This window comes from Pseudomonas atacamensis (assembly GCF_017167965.1).
Taxonomy (GTDB): Bacteria; Pseudomonadota; Gammaproteobacteria; order Pseudomonadales; family Pseudomonadaceae; genus Aquipseudomonas; species Aquipseudomonas atacamensis.
Window position 1 is genome coordinate 3235379 of the sequence record NZ_CP070503.1, and the last position, 19742, is coordinate 3255120.

17 protein-coding genes are annotated in these 19742 nt (G+C 53.8%); 6 read left to right on the forward strand and 11 right to left on the reverse strand.

The window, feature by feature from the left end; genetic code table 11:
- Nucleotides 1–52: 52 nt before the first annotated feature.
- Genes JWU58_RS14680 through JWU58_RS14690 form a run of 3 tightly spaced genes read right to left on the reverse strand, consistent with a single transcriptional unit; the run spans nucleotide 53 to nucleotide 2673 of the window.
- Nucleotides 53–1294: an MgtC/SapB family protein gene (locus JWU58_RS14680; protein WP_206420375.1), complete on the reverse strand. Its 1242-nt coding sequence runs from the start codon at nucleotides 1292–1294 to the stop codon at nucleotides 53–55.
- Nucleotides 1295–1339: 45 nt separating this feature from the next.
- Nucleotides 1340–1564, reverse strand: a complete 225-nt coding sequence (locus JWU58_RS14685; RefSeq protein ID WP_122610501.1) for a hypothetical protein — start codon at nucleotides 1562–1564, stop codon at nucleotides 1340–1342.
- A gap of 35 nt (nucleotides 1565–1599) precedes the next feature.
- Nucleotides 1600–2673, reverse strand: a complete 1074-nt coding sequence (locus JWU58_RS14690; RefSeq protein ID WP_130926581.1) for an NAD(P)-dependent alcohol dehydrogenase — start codon at nucleotides 2671–2673, stop codon at nucleotides 1600–1602.
- 255 nt (nucleotides 2674–2928) lie between these two features.
- On the opposite strand from JWU58_RS14690, the gene JWU58_RS14695 reads away from it, so the two are divergent.
- Nucleotides 2929–3855, forward strand: coding sequence for a universal stress protein (locus JWU58_RS14695; RefSeq protein ID WP_206422189.1), 927 nt, complete (start codon nucleotides 2929–2931; stop codon nucleotides 3853–3855).
- A gap of 626 nt (nucleotides 3856–4481) precedes the next feature.
- Here the strand turns inward: JWU58_RS14695 and JWU58_RS14700 are convergent.
- The 6 genes from JWU58_RS14700 to JWU58_RS14725 form a co-directional block, all read right to left on the reverse strand.
- Nucleotides 4482–5864, reverse strand: coding sequence for a KAP family P-loop NTPase fold protein (locus JWU58_RS14700; protein WP_206420376.1), 1383 nt, complete (start codon nucleotides 5862–5864; stop codon nucleotides 4482–4484).
- A gap of 244 nt (nucleotides 5865–6108) precedes the next feature.
- Nucleotides 6109–6327 carry a hypothetical protein gene (locus JWU58_RS14705; RefSeq protein ID WP_206420377.1) on the reverse strand — a complete coding sequence of 73 codons (219 nt, stop codon included), beginning with the start codon at nucleotides 6325–6327 and terminating at the stop codon, nucleotides 6109–6111.
- A 356-nt stretch (nucleotides 6328–6683) separates the two neighbouring features.
- Nucleotides 6684–7940, reverse strand: a complete 1257-nt coding sequence (locus tag JWU58_RS14710) for a hypothetical protein (RefSeq protein WP_206420378.1) — start codon at nucleotides 7938–7940, stop codon at nucleotides 6684–6686.
- 199 nt (nucleotides 7941–8139) lie between these two features.
- Entirely contained in the window at nucleotides 8140–10050 is a 1911-nt protein-coding gene (locus tag JWU58_RS14715) for a UvrD-helicase domain-containing protein (protein WP_206420379.1), read from the reverse strand.
- Nucleotides 10040–12343, reverse strand: coding sequence for an AAA family ATPase (locus tag JWU58_RS14720; RefSeq protein WP_206420380.1), 2304 nt, complete (start codon nucleotides 12341–12343; stop codon nucleotides 10040–10042). Before JWU58_RS14720 ends, JWU58_RS14715 begins: the two co-directional genes overlap by 11 nt.
- A 926-nt stretch (nucleotides 12344–13269) precedes the next feature.
- Nucleotides 13270–14196 (reverse strand): AraC family transcriptional regulator, encoded by a 927-nt coding sequence (locus tag JWU58_RS14725; protein ID WP_206422190.1) that lies wholly within the window; start codon nucleotides 14194–14196, stop codon nucleotides 13270–13272.
- A 138-nt stretch (nucleotides 14197–14334) separates the two neighbouring features.
- On the opposite strand from JWU58_RS14725, the gene JWU58_RS14730 reads away from it, so the two are divergent.
- The 3 genes from JWU58_RS14730 to JWU58_RS14740 are packed head-to-tail and all read left to right on the forward strand — an operon-like array spanning nucleotide 14335 to nucleotide 16473.
- Nucleotides 14335–15078: an SDR family NAD(P)-dependent oxidoreductase gene (locus JWU58_RS14730; protein ID WP_206420381.1), complete on the forward strand. Its 744-nt coding sequence runs from the start codon at nucleotides 14335–14337 to the stop codon at nucleotides 15076–15078.
- Between the two features lie 19 nt (nucleotides 15079–15097).
- Nucleotides 15098–15499 carry a VOC family protein gene (locus JWU58_RS14735; RefSeq protein WP_206420382.1) on the forward strand — a complete coding sequence of 134 codons (402 nt, stop codon included), beginning with the start codon at nucleotides 15098–15100 and terminating at the stop codon, nucleotides 15497–15499.
- Nucleotides 15496–16473: a saccharopine dehydrogenase family protein gene (locus JWU58_RS14740; protein WP_206420383.1), complete on the forward strand. Its 978-nt coding sequence runs from the start codon at nucleotides 15496–15498 to the stop codon at nucleotides 16471–16473. The genes JWU58_RS14735 and JWU58_RS14740 overlap by 4 nt, the downstream gene beginning before the upstream one ends.
- A 31-nt stretch (nucleotides 16474–16504) precedes the next feature.
- Here the strand turns inward: JWU58_RS14740 and JWU58_RS14745 are convergent, their stop codons facing one another.
- On the reverse strand, nucleotides 16505–17107 hold the full coding sequence (locus JWU58_RS14745; RefSeq protein WP_206420384.1) for a TetR/AcrR family transcriptional regulator: 603 nt from the start codon (nucleotides 17105–17107) through the stop codon (nucleotides 16505–16507).
- A gap of 155 nt (nucleotides 17108–17262) precedes the next feature.
- Between JWU58_RS14745 and JWU58_RS14750 the strand changes: the two genes are divergently transcribed.
- Together JWU58_RS14750 and JWU58_RS14755 are read left to right on the forward strand one after the other, a co-directional pair.
- Nucleotides 17263–18003 (forward strand): SDR family NAD(P)-dependent oxidoreductase, encoded by a 741-nt coding sequence (locus JWU58_RS14750; RefSeq protein WP_206420385.1) that lies wholly within the window; start codon nucleotides 17263–17265, stop codon nucleotides 18001–18003.
- A 153-nt stretch (nucleotides 18004–18156) separates the two neighbouring features.
- Nucleotides 18157–18567, forward strand: a complete 411-nt coding sequence (locus JWU58_RS14755; RefSeq protein WP_206420386.1) for a VOC family protein — start codon at nucleotides 18157–18159, stop codon at nucleotides 18565–18567.
- A gap of 450 nt (nucleotides 18568–19017) precedes the next feature.
- On the opposite strand, the gene JWU58_RS14760 is transcribed toward JWU58_RS14755, so the two are convergent.
- Nucleotides 19018–19491, reverse strand: a complete 474-nt coding sequence (locus JWU58_RS14760; protein ID WP_206420387.1) for a hypothetical protein — start codon at nucleotides 19489–19491, stop codon at nucleotides 19018–19020.
- Between the last annotated feature and the right edge of the window lie 251 nt (nucleotides 19492–19742).

A 19742-nucleotide genomic window follows, 5' to 3' on the forward strand; every position in this document is an offset into this window, starting at 1 on the left:
ATGCTGTGTCCATTGGCAGCTTGATCTTTGTCAGCAAGAGCACCGATCGCGCTCAAAACAGCACATTGCCCGTCCACATGGCCAAGGTCAGCAATACCTGGCCCGGGATCACGCAGGCAGCGAAACGCCTGCCGCCGCTGACCCACGCCACCACGCATTTGCTCACCGAGTTACTGCTGACGGCAATCAGCGCTGGCACCGCTATCGAGTCATAAGGCACCTGGCCCGCCTTGGCCAGGCTGGCGATGGACGCTGTGGCAGAGTGCGCATCGGCAAAGCCCGAAAGCATTGCGGTCAGCCACAAGCCTGCCTGACCAAAGTGGCTGAGCATGGCCGAGGAGACAAATGTGATGCCGGTAAGGGTCAGTGTCACGATGACCGCGAGTTTCAGATTGAACGCCCCTGCCGTGTCGACCGGCTTGCTGCGGCTCCCTCGCGTGGGGTCGGGGAACATCAGGCAGGCGCCGTACAACAACGTAGCGATCAAGCCGAAGAGCAGTGGCGCCCATACACTGTTCAGCAGATCCGCATCAACCATCGTCAGGATCAGGCCGATCTGTATCACCGTCGCGAGATTGGAAAAAATCGCCGCGGCGCTGAGGATGCGGATGTTGTCCGGTTCATGGGCAAGGCGTTGGCCCATGGTCGCGATCGTCACGGTACTGGAGGCGAAGCCGGATGCAATCGCGCTGATGACGTAGCCATAACGCGAGCCCAAAGCGCGCACGGCAATGTGGCCGAACGCGCCGACCAGCATCAGCAACACCGTCACGGTACAAATGGTACGCAGATTGATCGCGGCGTACGGGCCGATATATCGGTCCGGTGCCAAAGGCAGTATCACCAGCGCTGCGATCAGCAGGATCAGGCCATCACGCATTTCCGTTTCGGACAACTGGCTGTTGGCAAAGTGATGCAGCGCCTGGCGATACGCCAAAAGGCCCGCGATCACCACGCCAAGGGCAATGGCCAGCGCCGGCGCGGTTGCGCACAACGCGCCCAGGATCAGCACGGTGATCAACGCCACCTCGCTGGTCAGCCCAGGGTCGTCGCTTTGACTACGCCAGTACGCAACGCTGGTCAGCAACGTGACACAGCCGGCGACGATCCCCAGCAGCAGGCCACCGCCGACCTGTAGCGCGACATACCCCAACAGCGCGGTAATGGCGAACGTGCGCAAGCCGGCGCAGTGTCGCGCATCGCCAGTGCCCTTGTGCCGTTCACGCTCAAGACCGATGAGCATGCCGATCCCCAACGCCGCAGCGGCGCCGGACAGATCAAAAACCTCATTCATGATGGGTAGCGTCCCGCAGGATTTGCGCACCCTGCTGCACTCGGTTTATGGCGAGCATTCAACGCTTGCGCTGATGCGGCGAGCCGTTACCGGCCTTGCTGGCAACGGCTGGGCAAACGCATTCGGCCACTCGTGAGGGGCGTTGATACGGGCCTCAAGCACCTCGACAAATTCCTGCGCAGCCTTGAGGCTCATGAAGCCCACATCCCAGTCATCCATGTGCACGACCCAGCCGTGGGGAGCGTGTTTTTCAGTGATCTTGATGTTCATGGAAACCCCGGTTTCAGCGGCACGCCAAGGTGCTTTCAAGGAGTGATTGCGACTTTCATGACCCCGTCGCGTTGATGAGCGAACAACTCATACGCCTGCTCGATGTCGTCCAGTCTGAAACGGTGAGTCACCAGCGGTGACAGATCGACGGCACCGCTCTGCACCACGGCCATCAGTCGACGCATGCGTTCCTTGCCGCCCGGGCACAGGGTGGAAACGATGCTGTAATCGCCCAATCCGGCGGCAAACGCGCCGAGCGGGATGTGCAGATCGCTGGAATACACCCCGAGGCTGGACAAACGCCCGCCCGGGCGCAGCACCCGCAATGCCGACTCGAACGTGCCTTGGGTGCCCAGCGCTTCGATGGACACATCCACGCCACGGCCATCGGTCAACGCCATGATCTGTTCCACCACATTGCCGTCCTTGAAATTGACGGTATGGGTCGCGCCCAGCTGGCGCGCCATGGCCATGCGTTCGGCCACCGCGTCGACACCGATAATCGTCGTGGCGCCCTTCAGCCGTGCTCCGGCCACGGCGCAGAGGCCGATCGGGCCCAATGCAAACACCGCGACAGCGTCGCCGATGGCGATCTCGCCGCGCTCGGCCCCCGAGAACCCGGTGGACATGATGTCCGGGCACATCAGCACCTGTTCATCGCTCAACTCATCGGGGATCGGGCACAGGTTGGCCTGTGCATCCGGCACCAACACGTACTCGGCCTGGCAACCGTCGATCGTGTTGCCAAACTTCCAGCCACCGATGGCCTTGAAGCCGTGCCGGGTGTCGGGGCCGTCCTGCGAGCCGCAGCCACACAGGCACGCGTAACTGTGCCCGCTGGGGGTGATGGCACCGGCAATCACCCGCTGCCCTTCGACAAAACCGCGTACTTGTGAGCCCAATCGCTCAATGATGCCGACCGGTTCGTGGCCGATGGTCAGTCCTCTGGCCACTGGGTATTCGCCGCGCAGGATATGCACGTCGGTGCCGCAAATGGTGGTGGTGGTCACGCGGATCAACGCATCCAGCGGCCCGACCTCGGGAATCGGCTTGTCATCGAGCACGATGCGGTTTTTTTCAACGAATATTGCGGCTTTCATGGTGGCCATGATGACTTTCCCTCCGCCGGCGTGTGAGTGCAAGGCAGAGCTTGAGCCGCGACGGCGGGGCCGTAGTTGATAATGGTCAACTATCCGACGATCAGTGGTCTTGCTCGACCGTACATCCGCTCACGACCACGCGCTGATGTATGGTTGATAAATATCAACCCCGTCCTGCTGGCTCGCTCCAGGATAAGCGCATGCGCCACTATTCATTCCAGGCATGCACGCAATGCCTGGGTGACTACCCTCGGGAGTTCTGTCATGTCTGAGCAATCGCGTTTCATGCTGGTCGTGTCGCCGCTGATGAAAAACAGTCCGGCGTTCGACCGCGCCGCCTCCCTGGCCAAAGCATCGGATGCCGCACTGCATATTGTCGCGTTTGATTATCTGGAGGGCCTGGCGACCGCAGGAATGGTCAACGAGCAAGCCCTGGAGCAGATGCGCCTGGGCTATGTCGAACGCCATCATCAATGGCTCGAAGACCAGGCCCGGCCGCTGCGCAAGATCGGGGTGACCGTCACCACCGAGGTCGTCTGGGTGGACAATCCTTTGAAGGAAATCCTCATTCATTTGAAGGAACAGCCGATGGCTGTCCTTATAAAGGCTCTGGAGCACGAATCAGTTTTGTCGCGACTGATGTTCACCCCGCTGGACATCCATCTGTTGCGCGAATGCCCGGTGCCGCTGCATTTTGTCAGCCAGGTTCAACACGCTCTGCCACGCCGAATCGTCGCGGCGGTCGACCCCTTCCATCGTGATGGCCAATACCAGGGCCTCAACGATCGCATCCTGCGCGAAGCAGCAAGACTGGCCAGTGTCTGCAATGGCAGCCTGGACGTGATTTATGCCCATGACCTGTCATCGATCAGCGCTGCCGAGTTCGGCTTCAATAACGCGTCCGCGATCTTTTCTTCCACCGCAGCCAAGAAACTGTTCGACGCCCAAGGCGAAGCTTTCCAGGCGGTGGCTGAACGTAACAACATTCCGGCAGAGAACCAGCACATGATTGTGGGCGATCCCGCCAAGGTGCTTTCCAGCTATGCCGATGCGTACGACATCGATGTGATCGTAATGGGCCGCGTCACTCACCGAGGAATCGCCCGACTGGTTGGCAGTACGGTCGAGCATCTGTTGTACAAAATGCCTTGTAGTGTGTGGGTGGTGGCGCCGGAAACGCTTACTCGCTGATGGATGCAGTCGACGCTGAAGAAAGGAGTGGATTTCCAAGCACCAGACGGTGACGGAATGGCCAGTCAGGAGCGTGGAAAACATTTCCACGGCACAAAAAATAAGGGCTTGCATGACATATGTCATGCAAGCCCTTGATATTTATGGTGCTCGAAGCCGGAATCGAACCGGCACGCCCTTACGAGCGGGGGATTTTAAGTCCATAAATTTTTACTTCTAATTCAGAAGCTTACGGCCAGAATTTTTCCGCATCACCCAAATTTTCTCTCCGTTCCAAGACAGCAAAACCAGCACCTGAAAATAAATTGCGGAAAAAAATAGGGCTGCAGGATCATGCATTTTAAGACAACTCAGATGCACGTCAGTAGCCAGACAGCCAAGGAATGGTAGACCAGCCCTGGGGTGACCGGCTTCCACGGCCACAAAAAAAGGCCCCCACACCGGGGCCAGGTGTGGGGGCCGATTGAACATAGGCTGGAAATCAACGTATCGGTGAAGGACCGCTAGAAACGGGTAGCGGACTTTAGGGTTGCCTCACCCCGGGAAAAGAACAGACCTCAACGCAGGTGGCCATGAAACTTTACAGTATTGACGTTAATCCGTCATTGGACCTGAGACTACCCAATCTAAGTGAGTTGAGCTGAAAGCTTCGCAACATCAAAGCACTTGACATATGAATCCGTCCTTCTCATTACATCGAGCGCAACCGCTGAATCAATACCGCCTCCATTTGCTACGTCCACAAGAGCCCGACCAGTTGAACTCAAAGCCCTAAAGTAAGCTCTACCTAGCTCATGAATCGAAAGATTAGCCACGCCAGTATATAATGTCCTGCTCGCCGGATATTTAGAGTTTAGCTCCGTCCAAAAGCCTTCATCCTCGTAGTACGCCCCAAAGGGCTTGACAACAGCAACATCCGAATGAACAAGAAACAGCAAGTACGCACAAAAGAAAAAATCCCAAGCACCTTCATTAAAATATCCATTGAAGGTGTGAATCCTTTTAAGAATGGCTTCTAAATCGCGTATCTGATAATTAAAACCTATTGTCAGGGCTTTAAAAACAATCTGATGGGAATTCAGTTTGTCGCTAAAAATAGATGTTGACTCTGGATCTACAAATTCGTCAAACCCGAAAGAAGGTCTACCTGTATACTTTTCGATTACTCTGTAATTATTAAAAGGAGGGCAGACTTCACTTTTTATATGCGTAGCAATCCAGTTGTCAAGCTGCGTATTGTCTAGCTTGAACGTCGAATCAAAAAATCTTTTAAGATAGCGTTTAGAAGCGAATCCAGTTCCGTACACAGCACAGATAGAATGAGCCAGTTGGTCAGTGTCAGTGGCTATTACGAACCTGCACCCTTCTATCGCAAAAAAATGCTTAACACGTTCGAGCAATTCGATTGCGTATGTAGGACGACAACGATCTAGCTCATCGATAAAAATATAGACCGGTTTCCCGTCACTTTTACTGCTCGCGGCTTTGAATAGTTCCGTAAGTGAACTGCGAAAATGCTCAACCGCACTTAAGGCCTCTTGATTCTTGTTTAAAATTTTCTCTACAAATTTTTCTGCTGCATCAGCGGTAGTTTCTCCGTCCAAAACATCTAGAAAGTCTTCACCAAGATGTTTCTTGGCTGCAGCCTTAATAATCGATGGCGCTATAGCAGCAGCTAGTTCACCTGCTCTCTTCGTGAACTCTTTAACTCTCTTTTTGACTAATGCCTGTGTTCCGCCCTGGTCAGAAAGCTGGTCTCGAATCACTGACACAAGTGACAGAAGAGGGTCACCTAAGAAATCGTTCTCCCAAGCATTGAAATAAACTACAGGCCGTAATTTTTCGCTTAAAAGCTGAAGCCTCCAGTTTTTTAAAAAATATGTTTTCCCGGCTCCCCAGGGAGAGTCAAGATTTAGTACACGACAGACGTCTTCATCCAAATAGTTGGATAAAAAATCTGCACGCACTTTACGGTCTAATAGATCGTCACTCCATGCCATTTCACTCATACATATTCCCTTAACGTCAAATGAAAACAACCTTTATGTTCACACGCTCATTTCTGATGCAGCCAATATACGAGAGCATCAACCTTCTTGGGAATAAAACGTTACCAGATCAGACGCGACTTGAGTAACGACCAAAGCGTTTAGCAGCAAGGACATGTGAGCTACAAGCTGTGCGGTAACAGCCAGAATTCAAAGTACAGTTAGTTACGGCTTTGACCAATGACAGCCTGCTGTAAGCGATTATCTACAATTGCCGTAGACGCATAATCGCATCGTTGATTGCTTTCGCATTCGTGTCCAAGGTTTCCATTGCCGTGACTGCATTATCAGCAACAGTCTCTACGCCATTCTCCGAAAGCCATACGGTGACCTCCTCTATTGCCGCCGCCAGCGCATGCTGGTTATGCAGGAGCAATGTCAGCGCATCTGCGGTGGCAATATTCGAATCTGAGTCAGATGGCATAGAAGTCGTCCTTGGAGTTCGGTTCGCAATAGCCTAGCTCATGGTATCGCCGGCGAAGGTCAATCAACCATTCGGCGGCCTCTATTTTCGCACCAAAATAGCGCGCCAATCCCATCTCAGTCCCATATGGCCTTTTTTCGCATGCCAAAAACCACAAACCCCCGACTTTCTCTAGGAAAATCAGGGGTTGGCGCTTACTGAATGTGGCGGTGAAGGAGAGATTCGAACTCCAGAACGCCTGCGACCGTAAATATTCATCACGATAACTTCCCACTGGCAGCTTTCGGCCAAAAGCAGTCGTTCATGGGAGGTAGCTATAGACTTTCAGCGGTCGTAAGCTATAGGACGAATAGCTTCTAAGTCGGAATATTATCTACAGCTGCGATCCAATCAGAGGGTACTTCCATTGCTCTGCCAATGTTACCTTTTTCCTCAACAAATGAACTCAGGTGCTTTTTGTGCTGCTTTATTGCCCATGTCAAGCTCTGAAATTCAAATACAATACGCAAAAATGACTGCACTGACACTCTGAATCCTCCATCCAAAATATTTCCAGTTGATGAAATCTGGGCGTACCAATTTTCGTCTTGCAAGAAAACGATATGCATGCCACACCTCTTAAACCTTCTCTTTATTATTTGCAAATCAAGAAGCACCACTATAGTTAAATTACCACTTATAAAATTAAATAGATGCTCGGGACTTAACGATAAATGAAAAGGTGTATAAGGATGCCAACTCATAGCTGTTTTGTACTCATTCAAATTGAATACATGAGCGTACATTGCAGATATCTGATCAAGAGCTCCTTTTTTAAATTTCGTAATGGCCAAATAGTGAACTCCACTTTCTGGCGACAAATGACTAGTCCCCTTCTCATAGGAACTACTTATACACGCATTAATGGCACTCAAGTGATACCGTTCTGTCCCTATGTGCTCCACCCTTCTTACGGGACCAGCACCTCTAAAATTTTCCGCCTCATCCTTTGTGAAAAACGCGCTTAACTCACCTATACTTCTAAGTTGTTTTTCCCCTCGCCTATCAAGCTTCTTTGATGTTTTCACCTCAATGGGGTAAGGATCATTGCTACCTAGCAGACATACATCGCCATGCCGTAGCGTATTTGTTAAATCGCAAAGAACTGCAGGCACATTGCTTTTAGCGGCAGCTTTTAAGAGCGCTATCTCGGCTTTTATGCCATCTTTTCCAGAAACATACCCCGCCGTCTCTTTTACATTATATTTATCATCATAAAGAAAATGCTTAACTGCATACTTATCACAGAAATGAAATACAATGCTCTCAACATACATTTTCCAGATATAGATTATATATCTATACCTTTCAACCTTGCGTTCAAGCTTCTTGATTAGGTATTTTATTTCTTTTACGCGCTCCCTAGCCGGTCTATCATTTGCTTTTTCAAGACGCAGCTTTTGAATTAGTTCTTTTGTACGAGAGATTGCTTTTTCTGCCTCTTTGACTTTCTTCAGTATTAATAATTGAAAATCAACAATTGCTGCTACCGGCAAATTCTTATGCGTTCTGATAACTTGCAGCATTATCGTGAACTGCTCAACACTTTTTCTATACCTAGCAACCATGGTCATTCCCCAACCTAGCAATCTAGAACACGTTAAAAAGTCACCATAGAGGACAGCAGTTATCGAAATCAGTTAAGGACGAGAGTCCAAGGAGTTTTATATCATCTTGACCTTCGTAGTCTCATGCAGTCTCTGCTTCTGGCCGGGAGCAGTCATTTCCAACGCCGCCTCCACGAGAGAAAATCTAATTGTTGAGAAGGTGAAATCATATCCGCTCGATTTCTTCTTCGGTGAACCATTGGTTACGCAGCGCCGCCGCAATGAGCGTCTCGGGTTCCTTTGTGTAGGCTACTAGTGCCAAGCTTTTCTCGGCACGAGTGCAGGTCACGTATAACAGGCGCCGAGTACGCGCAGTCCCCTCCTCGGACGTCTCGACAGGAGGTTTACGGCCAGCCCCCGCCAACGGCGTCGCGTCGAATAGTTTGTCGTAAGAAAATAGAAAGCCGCGGGCGTCGCTATCGTCGAGGATCACCAATACGCGTTCAAACTCGAGCCCTTTCACGCCCTGATGTGTACCGAGGGGGCCCTTATCACTGACGTATTCCGCAAATGGGATTGTCTGCCTGTACGGCGTCTCCAGAAAGGCTCGCCAGGCCTCCAAGCTCGCAGATGACCTCTCTTCCGGCGCATGCTCTTCGCCCGGCTCGCTCTCATCGCCGGCCAACTCGACGTCCTTCGCTTCTGCCCCATTCGCAACAAAAGGGCGTAGCGCATCAGGAATCTCGAATAGACGATGTTTAGCGACGCATTCCAGCACGGCGAGGAACGTGGTTTCCTGGTGATCAGTCTCCAGGCCAAGGAGTGCATCTACAGCGGCTCGGATTGGTAGTAGCGGATCAGCAGTATGCGCGAGCCGAACGATAGCTGCGCGCTGCAGAAGCGGCGAGGTTGCGCGCAAATGCGCCATTACTGTGAAGTCATCCTCAATTCGCGCGGCGGCAATAAGCGGGGCTACCCGATCGGTGAATAATCTGAGCCCGGCTAGGTCGCCAGTGCGCAACCCAGTCGATAGGCGTGAATCTTGGTTGAGCGCTTGGAACATCTCCAGAAAACCACGGCGAGATGCCGCCATGTGATGTTCGAGCGTCAGCGCTTTGACAGCAGCTTCCTCACGCCACATGAGGTCGTTGCACAAGTCCGCCATCCGATGGCGCACCTGTCGCTCGATGGCGGGCTTATCATGGACATCGTTGGGAGACACAAAAAGACGGACAATACCGATTTCGCTGTCTTCGCGGGCAACCTGGTATTGGCTATCAACCGGCTCTCGGAGGACGTTGCCGAGGGCGACTACACGCTGGGTGGAGCGATGGTTAAGGCGCTTGACCGGACGCGCCCAGTCAGCGGGAACCAAACGTTCCAGCTCAGGATGACCATCCATAAAAATGCGTTGCATGGTATCGCCGAATAGGCCAATCGCGAACTTGTCCTTGTGCGCCGCAGCCAGCGCAAAAAAGGCTTCCATCAGCCCTTTATTCGTATCTTGGCTCTCGTCGACGAGCAAGAATGGGAATCTGTTGACCAAGATCGCCTGCATCGATGGCTTTGTTTCGATGAACGCCGCGGTGATTTTTAGCACCTCAGAGTGGGATAGTGAGTCCTTTCCGAAATTGTCGCCGTTGGGGCTGTAGGTAAACCGCCGAGGGACACTGAGCCATTCAATGCGCCGCATCGTGGAGACAATGGCCCTCTCACGGTCTAGCGCGGCCTTGGTGCCAGCGCGCCCCTTCGCCTGTTTCTCGTGTAAGTCCGCAAGCTCAACCGGAAGTCTGTTCAGAAGCCACGCCTGGATATCACTATGGTAGGTCTCAATATGCCGCCAGCAGAAGCTGTGGATCGTCGATATAGGAAACAGCGGGTCCTCTCCGACGCGCTCGGCGATTTCGTCGGCCGCGACGTTCGTATAGGTAATGACTGCGATCTTCTTGCCAGCCCGCCGGAAGGTCGCGCCATAATCTTCGCGAAAGGTGTCGAGCGCCCTTTTAAGGGAGCGCGTCTTCCCAGACCCTGCCCCGGCGTAGAGGAAAAAGCTTTGCGGGGCGGCGGGATTCAGGCAAGCCCGGATTTGCGCGTCGGCGCCCTCATCGAAGTCTGGCGCTGCCGTTTCAATTATCATCCTGATCCTCCGCTCCTTGGATTTCGCTCTGGGCGATGTCCTTACCTACGGCCCCTTCAAACCATTTAAGACCGGCCGCGATATAGCTTGGCGGCTTGAGCGCCTTTGGGTCTTCTAGCATGAGACAGTCCAGCGCAAACGCCGCTTTCTCGGCCGTCTTCAACAGCTCAAACAGCTCATCCTCAAGGTCATCTCCAGACAGATCCTGAGCGACAATGTTGCGAACCTTGGCCGAGGTGATCGAACCCTCGATCTCTCCAGCGACCGCTAAGTTCTCCAGGATCAAGGCGTCTTCAAATGTTCGCGGAATGATGAGATCGCCATCTTCGGCAGCACCCTTCACGTTGACTGGCTTTTGATAGGCGACATACAGTTCATAGTCGCCGCCAGCCGTCGAAATGTGCCCATCGGGTGGTAGCGCGACGAGTTCATCAATGAGCTTTTTCCCAGGGTGCCACTCTTTGAGAACTGAGTTTGCGGTTTGCTGAGCTTTACCCTGTTCGGGGCGAGCCGACTTCCAACGAGTTGTCTCTCGCTTATTTTTGTCGACAATCTTAACCGCCGTTGTGGCATCCAGATCGCCAATGATCAGCGTCGCGATGCCGAGTGCATCGACCAAATTGCGGAAGCTATGCACGTGACTTCCACCGAGCTCAAGCAACGTAACATAGCGCCGCGACAGCTCGGGAAAATGATGACGGATGAAATGGGGCACCAAGATGCGCTCCGCCTGCCCCTCGACGAAGATGACGCCGTCTGCGAAAAAGAGATCGCAGTGGGTCGCCTTGAGGTAGCGCTTTACGAAGCGCTTTGTCTCGTCGCCATCACCGAAGATGTAGGACAGGTTGGCCACCGTGGTGGTCGGCGTCTCCCCCATACTAGCCGCAGGCCGGCGCCGAAAATAGCGCAAATTCGCGAAGTCCGCTTCGTGAGCAACGTGACTTGAGTGCGTGCTGACGATAAGTTGAGTGCAATAGTTTTCCGCAGCACCTAGATCGTCGTGTTTTCTGAGCAAGGAATAGGCTTTATTGATGAAGACTTGCTGGACCTGTGCATGGAGATGGGCTTCGGGTTCCTCTACCAGTACGAGGTGCAGTGGCTGTATTTCGTTTGACACGTCCGTGCCCTCGAGAATGCCGGCCTTTTCTACACGCATCCACTCATCGCGAAAGCCCATCAACATGAACACCATGGCGATCAGGTTCTGATACCCGAGCCCCGAATAGTCCTCTGGTAGTTTGAGGGTGTTGGTGCCGTCACCTGAAGGATCCGCAACCTGGTACTGCACGGACGATCCGTGCTTGAGCCCATCCGTGCCCCGAAGAAGCGTCGAGATTTTGAGCTTGGGATTACTCATGCCGGGATAACCCAAATCCTCTAGCTCTTGAAAGGCAGAGGAAAAACCTTCCTCAAGTCGCGCGTCAAAGCTGCGCTCAGCCGCTTGAATTGCGCCGAGCGCTTCGTAGTCTTTATCCGATGGCGTCTTCGTCGGGTCGAGATGGCGATCGTAATAGGAGCGTAACTGGTCCGAGAGGCGACGCTTGAACCGACGATTGTTCTCCTCTCCCTTGTCGTCACCGCCGTCACTGCTGGTGGCGTCGGCAAAGTCGCGCTGCGCGGCGATTTCATCAATCTTGATGAGTTTTTTGAAAGGTGGATGCTCGAACGCAAGTGCGCTGGCGGGGAGCGTTTGCGGCGTCGCGAGGCCGCTTCTTCCCGGAGGAACAACAGCAGCAGGATCAAGGGGATAGGCTAGAAGTTCAAGGTGTGCCCGCAGCCGACGTTCAAGAAAGTCAGTGAGGTTGCGAGGCCAGACCGCAATCTTGATCGACTCACCGCTCGGCCCGATGATTGACGCGTCCCGCGCCGCAGTTCGTTGCGCAGTATATTCGCTCTTGAGTTTTTCGAGATTCTTTATTCGAAACGCAAGCCGAACCCCCAGTAGCCCGCCGGACCAATCTAACGTAGGTAGGATATCAACGACGTGCTGGATCTCGCGGAGCGGAACGTCAAGCCAGACATCCAGCGAGGGAAGGAGCGAATCCAGATCGACGGTAGGCTCTGTACCAGCCTCCCACTCGCTACCCAGCAGATCGATATTGGTCCAATTGGCAATAGTGACGTCGCGAAGCACCAATCGAGATGGCGAAAGCAGGAAGATGCGCAGCGCCAACATCGCTGAGGTCTTTCCGCTGTTGTTGGCACCGACCAGAATTGTCGTGTTTCTATCAAAATCGAGATGGGTAGACTTCAGTTTTCGAAAATTGGAAATCTCTACGAACTTGATTCGCATAGCACCTCCTGTGTGCCTGGCCTCTCTAGTAGAGTAGCGCAGTGTTTAGCTGATACGCCTAATCTCTCGTATTCACTACCGAATTGCATCTATTCGAAGTGCGCTCGGCATAATGTCTTCAAGCCCTGCGTTTCCATCTCTTCTGAAAGCTTGACATCAGGGTGGGGGATGTATTCATCAGTCTGATCGAGGTAAACAGAAGATCGGTCATTTGGTAATGGGCGAACGCAGTATGCAATCCGACAGACGCTTACCCGCTGACGTGGGCTCTGAACTCAAGAGCGCTTCTATCTGGATACGTGCCTCTGCCCTATCAGGCACTCCTCACAAGTGGTATCGGACGTCCTCTTCTGGCCGCTTTTGCCCCGTCACGACTGACGTGGGCTGGCTCCGAATACCAATGCAGATAGGGCGGCTCATTCCAAAAGCAAAACAATAGGCCAAATTCGTTTCCGCAAATAAACTTCCACCTCTTGGTTTCTGAGGCCTCCAAAGCGTTGATGAGAGGCATCTAGCGGAGAAGATTAATACATATCTCATTGTAATATAAGGAATAATCATCAGACTTGAAAACCGTCGACTGTAACAGGTCCATGAGTTCGAATCCCATCGCCTCCGCCATATCTGTAACGACAAAGTCCTGATTATTCAGGGCTTTGTCGTTTCTGGCATTCAGAAAATTTGCTCCTCTCTCTATGGATCGTTTCCGCAACTTTCCAGTCATTTCCGCAACCCTACCCTTCTGACACCACCAAGTTGGCGCTAGTCAAATCACACGAAGCAGAGCGCGCTGGTTGCATTGACTGCTGTCAGTAGTCAGCTATCGGCCAAAAACGGACCTTTAAGACTGGTAGCTTCTGGGCGAAGCCAGTCATTCGCATACGCCAGAAATTGGTCGATTACACCCCTTTCAACCCGCTTGCTATCTAAGTCTTGAAGGGGGCGAAATTCCTGCGCCTATTAGATTCTAGAACTTTCGTTTTTCCGACAATTCTTGCTGCATCCTTCGCAGGTGAAAGCCCAAATATTTTCGTATAGTCTCGACTAAACTGCGTTGGACTTTCGTAGCCAACCTCGAAGGCTGCCGCCATGACGCTCTTGCCGCTGGCTACCATGAGCATCCGCGCGTGAAGTAAGCGCACTCGTTTTTGATACTGCAATGGACTCAACGTCGTCACCGCTTTGAAGTGGCGATGGAAGGCCGAGACGCTCATTGCCGCTTTCTGAGCCAAGCTTTCCACCCTGATCGGCTCCGCAAAATCGCGACGGATCCATTGAATGGCTGTGTTCACTCTGGCCATGGCTGTATCGGGCGCTGCGATCTCTCGCAGCATCCAGCCGTGGGGGCCTTGCAGCACGCGAAACAGTATCTCGCGTTCATAAGCAGGCGCCAGGGCTGCGATAGCTTCCGGGTTGCCCATCAATCGCAACATGCGCACCCATGCGTCCATTAATTCGGTTGTAACGGCCGCCACTGAAAAGCCCGGGTCGCTTTCATGGTGGCCGACAGATTTGGGCAGGTCAGCCAGCAAGGTTGATAACACGGTGGGATCAAGCGTGAGGCTTATGGCCAGATAGGGTTCGCCCGTTGGCGCAGGATGCACCGTGCCCACCGCAGGCAACTGAATCGACATGACGAAATAGGTCGCCGGGTCGTATCGCAGCGTGCGGTCGCCCACGGTCATGGTTTTGCTGCCCTGCAGAATCAAGTTGATCATCGGGTCATAGACTGCCGCCAGCATATGCTCAGGGATTTTTCCTTGGACCATAGCGACGCGGGGAATGCCCGTCTCTGTGCGGCGGTTTTCGGCCTTGGCGGCGAGGATGCGGAGTTCGTTAAGTTGTTCGTTCATGCTGGCCATGCTGAATCTCCCAGCAGGAGCAGCGCAAGCAAAAAGTAGAAACAGGCAGATTTCGAGTAGGAACGGCTGCGCCCGCATTAACCAGCGCTCTTAATGTGAAGGCTCATTCAATCAGTTAAGGAACACGTCATGAGCGTTATCGTCATTACCGGAGGCAGTCGAGGGATTGGTGCAAGTGCAGCAGAACATGCCGCCCGGCGCGGTATGGATGTCATCATTACGTACAACCAGCATCCCGACGAAGCGGATGATGTGGTGCGACGCATTGAACAAGCGGGCAGCAAGGGCGTTGCGCTTAAGCTCGACGTGGCCGATGTCGAAAGTTTCAAAGAGTTTCGCGATGCCATCGTGGCCGTGCTCCAGAAGAGATGGGGCACCAGCACACTGGCGGGTTTAGTGAATAACGCCGGCTACGGCCTGTTCAACCCGCTGGCGTCGGTCAGCGAGGCTCAGTTTGATGGTCTTTTCAAAGTCCATCTGAAAGGCCCTTTCTTCCTGACGCAGACCTTGCTGCCATTACTGGAGGAGAACGCCAGCATCGTCAATCTAACCAGCGCTACTACACGCGTGGCCACCGCCGGGGTGGCGCCGTATGCGGCGTTCAAAGGTGGACTGGAAGTGCTCACGCGCTACATGGCCAAAGAGTTCGGTGATCGGCGCATACGTGTCAATGCGGTTTCACCTGGGGCGATTCGAACCGAGTTAGGTGGCGGGCTCAATGATGAGTTTGAGGCGATGCTGGCTGAGCAAACGGCGCTAGGCAGAGTCGGTGAGCCCGAAGATGTGGCCCGCGTCATTGCCATGTTGCTGTCCCAAGACGGGGCCTGGATCAATGCCCAGACCATCGAAGTCGCGGGCGGCTACATCATCTGAACGATCGGGAGACGTTGCCATGCTGGATCATATTTTTCTGTCTGTGAGTGACATTGAGCGCTCTATCCGTTTCTACGAAGCTACGTTGGCGCCGCTGGGTATCACCGCGCGCTTGGACTACGATGGCAAGGACGGTCCGACTGGGCATCCGGACCTGAAAGGTTTCGGCGCCAAGGGCCGGATGTTTTTCTGGCTGCGTCAGGGTGAAGTCGAAGGCCGAGCGGTACATGTCGGTTTCGTCGCAGACAGTAAAGCTCAGGTTGCGGCGGCCTATGCGGCAGCGTTGGCTCAGGGCGCCGTCGATCAAGGCGCACCGGGGGCGCGTCTGCACTACGACCCCAACTACTACGCGGCCAATGTTCTGGATCCTGACGGATACAGCCTGGAATTCGTTTACAAGAACTGGCAGCACGCACAATGAAGAAATTGATGATTTATGGCGCAACCGGCTATGTCGGGCGCATGGCGACCGACTATGCAGTGGCGCAGGGACTGGACGTTGTCATCGCCGGGCGCAGCCACGACAAGCTGCGCGATCTGGCTGCACAGTTGGACGTTCCTTATCGTGTGTTTTCCCCTCATGCCCCGACGACACAATGCCTGGAAGGCATTGGCGTGCTGGTGAACTTTGCCGGCCCCTTCGCGCGGACAGCTGACGCCTTGATGTGGCTCTGTATCAAGGCTGGAGTCGATTATCTGGATATCACGGCCGAGATCAACGTATATCGGTTGGCCGAGCAATTGGGCGATGAGGCGGTAGGGGCAAGGGTCATGCTCCTACCTGGCGTCGGTTGGGACGTAGTGCCGACCGACTGCCTGGCGGTGCATGTCGCTCGTCGGGTGAAATATCCGCAGTCGTTGAACATTGCACTGCAGGTCGCGGGTTCCATGTCACGTGGGTCAGCACTGAGTGTTAGCGAAATTGTTGGAGCGGGGCTGCTGGCCCGGATTGATGGAGCGCTTCTTTCAACTCCCGATGCGCGACCGCGACACTTCGATTTTGGCGACGGCCAGGAGCTGTGCGTACCATTGTCGTTCGGTGATCTGGTCACCGGCTGGCACTCCACCGGCATTCCCAATATTGCAATGTTTGTACATTTTTCCGGTGATCCATTACCTGACGGAGATCTTTCAAAAATTCCCGAGGGGCCGAACGCGCAACAGCGCGAAGCTCATCGCGCTCGGGCAGTGGCCGAGGTGACTGGCGCTGACGGCACTGTGGCACGTTCAGTGATCGAAACCGTCAACGGTTACACCTATACGCCGATTGCTGCCATGGAGGCGGCACGCCAAGTATTGAACGGCGTGCGACGACCGGGTTTTGAGACACCGGCAAAGCTGCTGGGGGGCTCATTCGCCGAGAGCATCGGCGGTACGACCATCACTGATTACTGATTGATCGAACGATAGTGCAGATGTTGTTTACTCAGGATTCCACTGCGCTGTCGTCTGCCTCGAACTCATGGGCAAGCAACCTGCCGGCAATCCGTGCGACGCTCACCAAGCGCTCGCTGGACATCCCACTGCATGCCGCTGCAGACAGCCCCCGCAGGGTGACCAGGATGTAGTCAGCCCGGGTCTGCGCAGCGTCCGGGCAGACTTGGTCCAGATACCGGCGGATCGCCTGGATTCCAGCGTCGCCGAATTTCTCCGCCATGTTTCGAGCGACCGGATCGTCCGCACGCAGGCCTTCGGTGATCAGGCAACCACGCAAAGCGCTATCTCGCCCGTACTGCTGCGCAGCGGCAATCAGCAGCGAGGTTAGCGCTTCGGCGGGAGGTCTATCCGGTGCCAGCAGTCTGTCCATAGGCAGCGCGTTTTCTGCGGCATAGCGATGCATTGCTCGTTCGAACAGTTCGGCCTTGCTTCCATAGGCGGCGTAAAAGCTCGGCGGCTTGATATTCATTGCCTCGGTCAGGTCGGTCAGGCTGACAGCGTCGTATCCACGCTGGTGAAACAGTGCTTGTGCGATGGCTATCCCTTGCTCCCGGTCAAAGGCGGAACGGCGCTGTCTGGGTTTTTCGTTCATGGCTATGTCTCTAGGTGATACGCCACTGTAGTGATCGCTACATGCAAGTTCAACCGCTTCGGTTGTTCCTTGTATTTAGTAGTCACTAAATAACTTGCAGAGGACATCCTCTTTATGTAGTGTTCACTACATATTCGACAGCTGAGGTTCATCCCATGCAATTCAAAAACAAGGTTGTGCTGGTTACTGGCGGTTCTTCGGGCCTCGGCTTCGCAATCGCCGAAGCATTCGTCAGCCAGGGTGCGGATCTGATCATTACCGGGCGCCGCCAGCCTCAGCTAGACGAAGCAGCAAGTCGCCTCGGTGGGAATGTTTCTGCGGTGCGGACTGATATCTCGGACCCAGCCTCCCTAGGGGAACTGTTCAAGCATATCGGTGCGGTCCACGGTCGTATCGATGTATTGATCGCTAACGCCGGGATGGGTGAAATCGAGCCTCTAGGTGCAATCACCGAAGCGGGCTTCGATCGGGTGTTCGCGACCAATGTCAAAGGCACCACCTTTACGGTTCAGGGGGCGTTACCGCTGATGAGCGAGGGGAGCAGCGTTGTCATTATCGGCTCGACTTCTTCGATCGACCCTGGACCTGGTATGAGCGTGTACGGAGCAACCAAGGCCGCACTACGCGCGTTGGTGAGGAGCTGGATTCTCGACATCAAAGGATCGGGTGTACGCATTAACTTACTCAGTCCCGGGCCGGTGGACACCCCGTCCCTACGGGCCGTGCTTGGTGAAAACGCGCCACAGATAATCGACTTGCTAAATGAGAAGAGCACCCTCGGCCGGATCGGCCAGGCACACGAGATCGGCCAAGCTGCGCTCTTTCTGGCGAGCGAGGCGTCGAGCTATGTCAATGGTGCCGAGCTGTTCGCCGACGGTGGAGCTTCTCAGGTTTGAACGTACATGGATCGGTCGACTCGCCAAATGCTGACCTTCCGCTGAACGACGACAATGCCTTAACTGGCAATCCGCAACGGGAAATATCATTCGCTTATAGCTGACGAGCGCAACCATCCTGCCGAGTGAATCGGGGATGCAAGGAGTTACCAAATGAGTAAGTTTGCTGGATCACTAATCGATCATGTGGGCCTTGGTGTCTCGGACATTTTGCACGCTCGCGCCTTTTACGAGCGGTCGCTCGAGCCGTTAGGGATCACATTGCTAATGAGCATCGAAACGGACCATCCGCATTCGACGCCTCGCAGACTGGGGTTCGGCTCCGCAGGCAAGCCATTCCTGTGGCTGCACGATGCACCAGTTCCCAGCTACGGGGCTCATATTGCGCTGCTGGCGCAAAGTCGAGGGGCCGTTGACGCATTCCATGGGGCTGCCATCGCCGTTGGCGGACAGGACAATGGCGCACCAGGGATCAGGCCTCAGTACCACTCCGATTATTACGCGGCCTATGTACTGGGCCCTGATGGAGTGAATCTGGAGTGTGTTTGCCAACTGACGCCTTAGGTGCCAGGGCTCTCATTATGTACCTGTCGGGTGGCATTCTTCCTCAGATTTTCAACCGCATCGAGCTGTTAGCCAATGGAAGTTTTTCCAGAATTGAATGTGTTCCTCTTTAGCCATGGCGCAGTTCTGATAACAGATAGCAGCGCCAACTCAGGATGTCTCGTGGCACGGCTGTAATCCTGAGGCTCCTTCTCTGGCCTAGTGCTAAATGGCTGCTCCTGGCCGTTTTTTGCCCTCCACGAATGGCACAGTTCGGGCAGGGGCGAACCGCCGAATGTCCTATGGAAATGCTCCTCTAAGCGGTGAAACGCTTAGAGGAGCAAGTAAAATGTCACGCTGGCTCTCTGGCTCTCTGGCTCGCTGACTCGCTCTAAACTGGGTTTGCCAAATCTAATTATGACAGCCTAGCACTGGAGGTCATGTACACGACTCAACTGGTAAATATTAATGCTACACCGGAAAATGGGAAACTGGGTGTTTAACTGTGACAGGTTCGCGTCTGCTGTTTTGCTTTTCATAATTGAGAACAATACGAGCTGTCCCTCGCATATTACTGGTTAGCATTTGAAAGGTCATGGTCTGATGCTCACCAGGTTTAATTATGGAAAACTTAGCGGGCGTCAAGATAGAGAAATTAAGTTGTCCGTTTCCACCGCAGTCTATATCGCCTGCAAGCCATGCCTCTAAAAAAACTGGAACTTCACCAATATTAAAGAAGCTGACGTCAACCAAAAAGGCTTGCGCTGACGTGTTATAGCTCAGTCCTGGGTCGACCTTATGCTCAACGATCATTTCGTACTTTCTAGTAAGGCCGAGCATCGCGGCAGTAGCAGACTTCGATGAGTTCCTTGCAGAAAGGAAACTGAAGATAGCAGCAGCCGAAGCAACTGTGACGGCTGCCGTGTAGTACGCACTTGTATCCAATTATATTTCCTCACGATGACTTTTAAGGTCTACTTTTTAAGCAGTTCCTCCCAACACAAATGCTGTGTTGTGAACAAGGTCGAAGCTGATAGTAGCTCTCTGTCGTTAGCTACCGCTCACGACGGGCTGCTTATGGCCGAATTCTTTCAGCGTCACGCTTCTACTGTCGGGGCAGCTGGACAAAACTGCCAGGCCTACCTAATAAAATGAACCAACATCTCCAACAATTAAGTGTTAATCAAGACATCCTT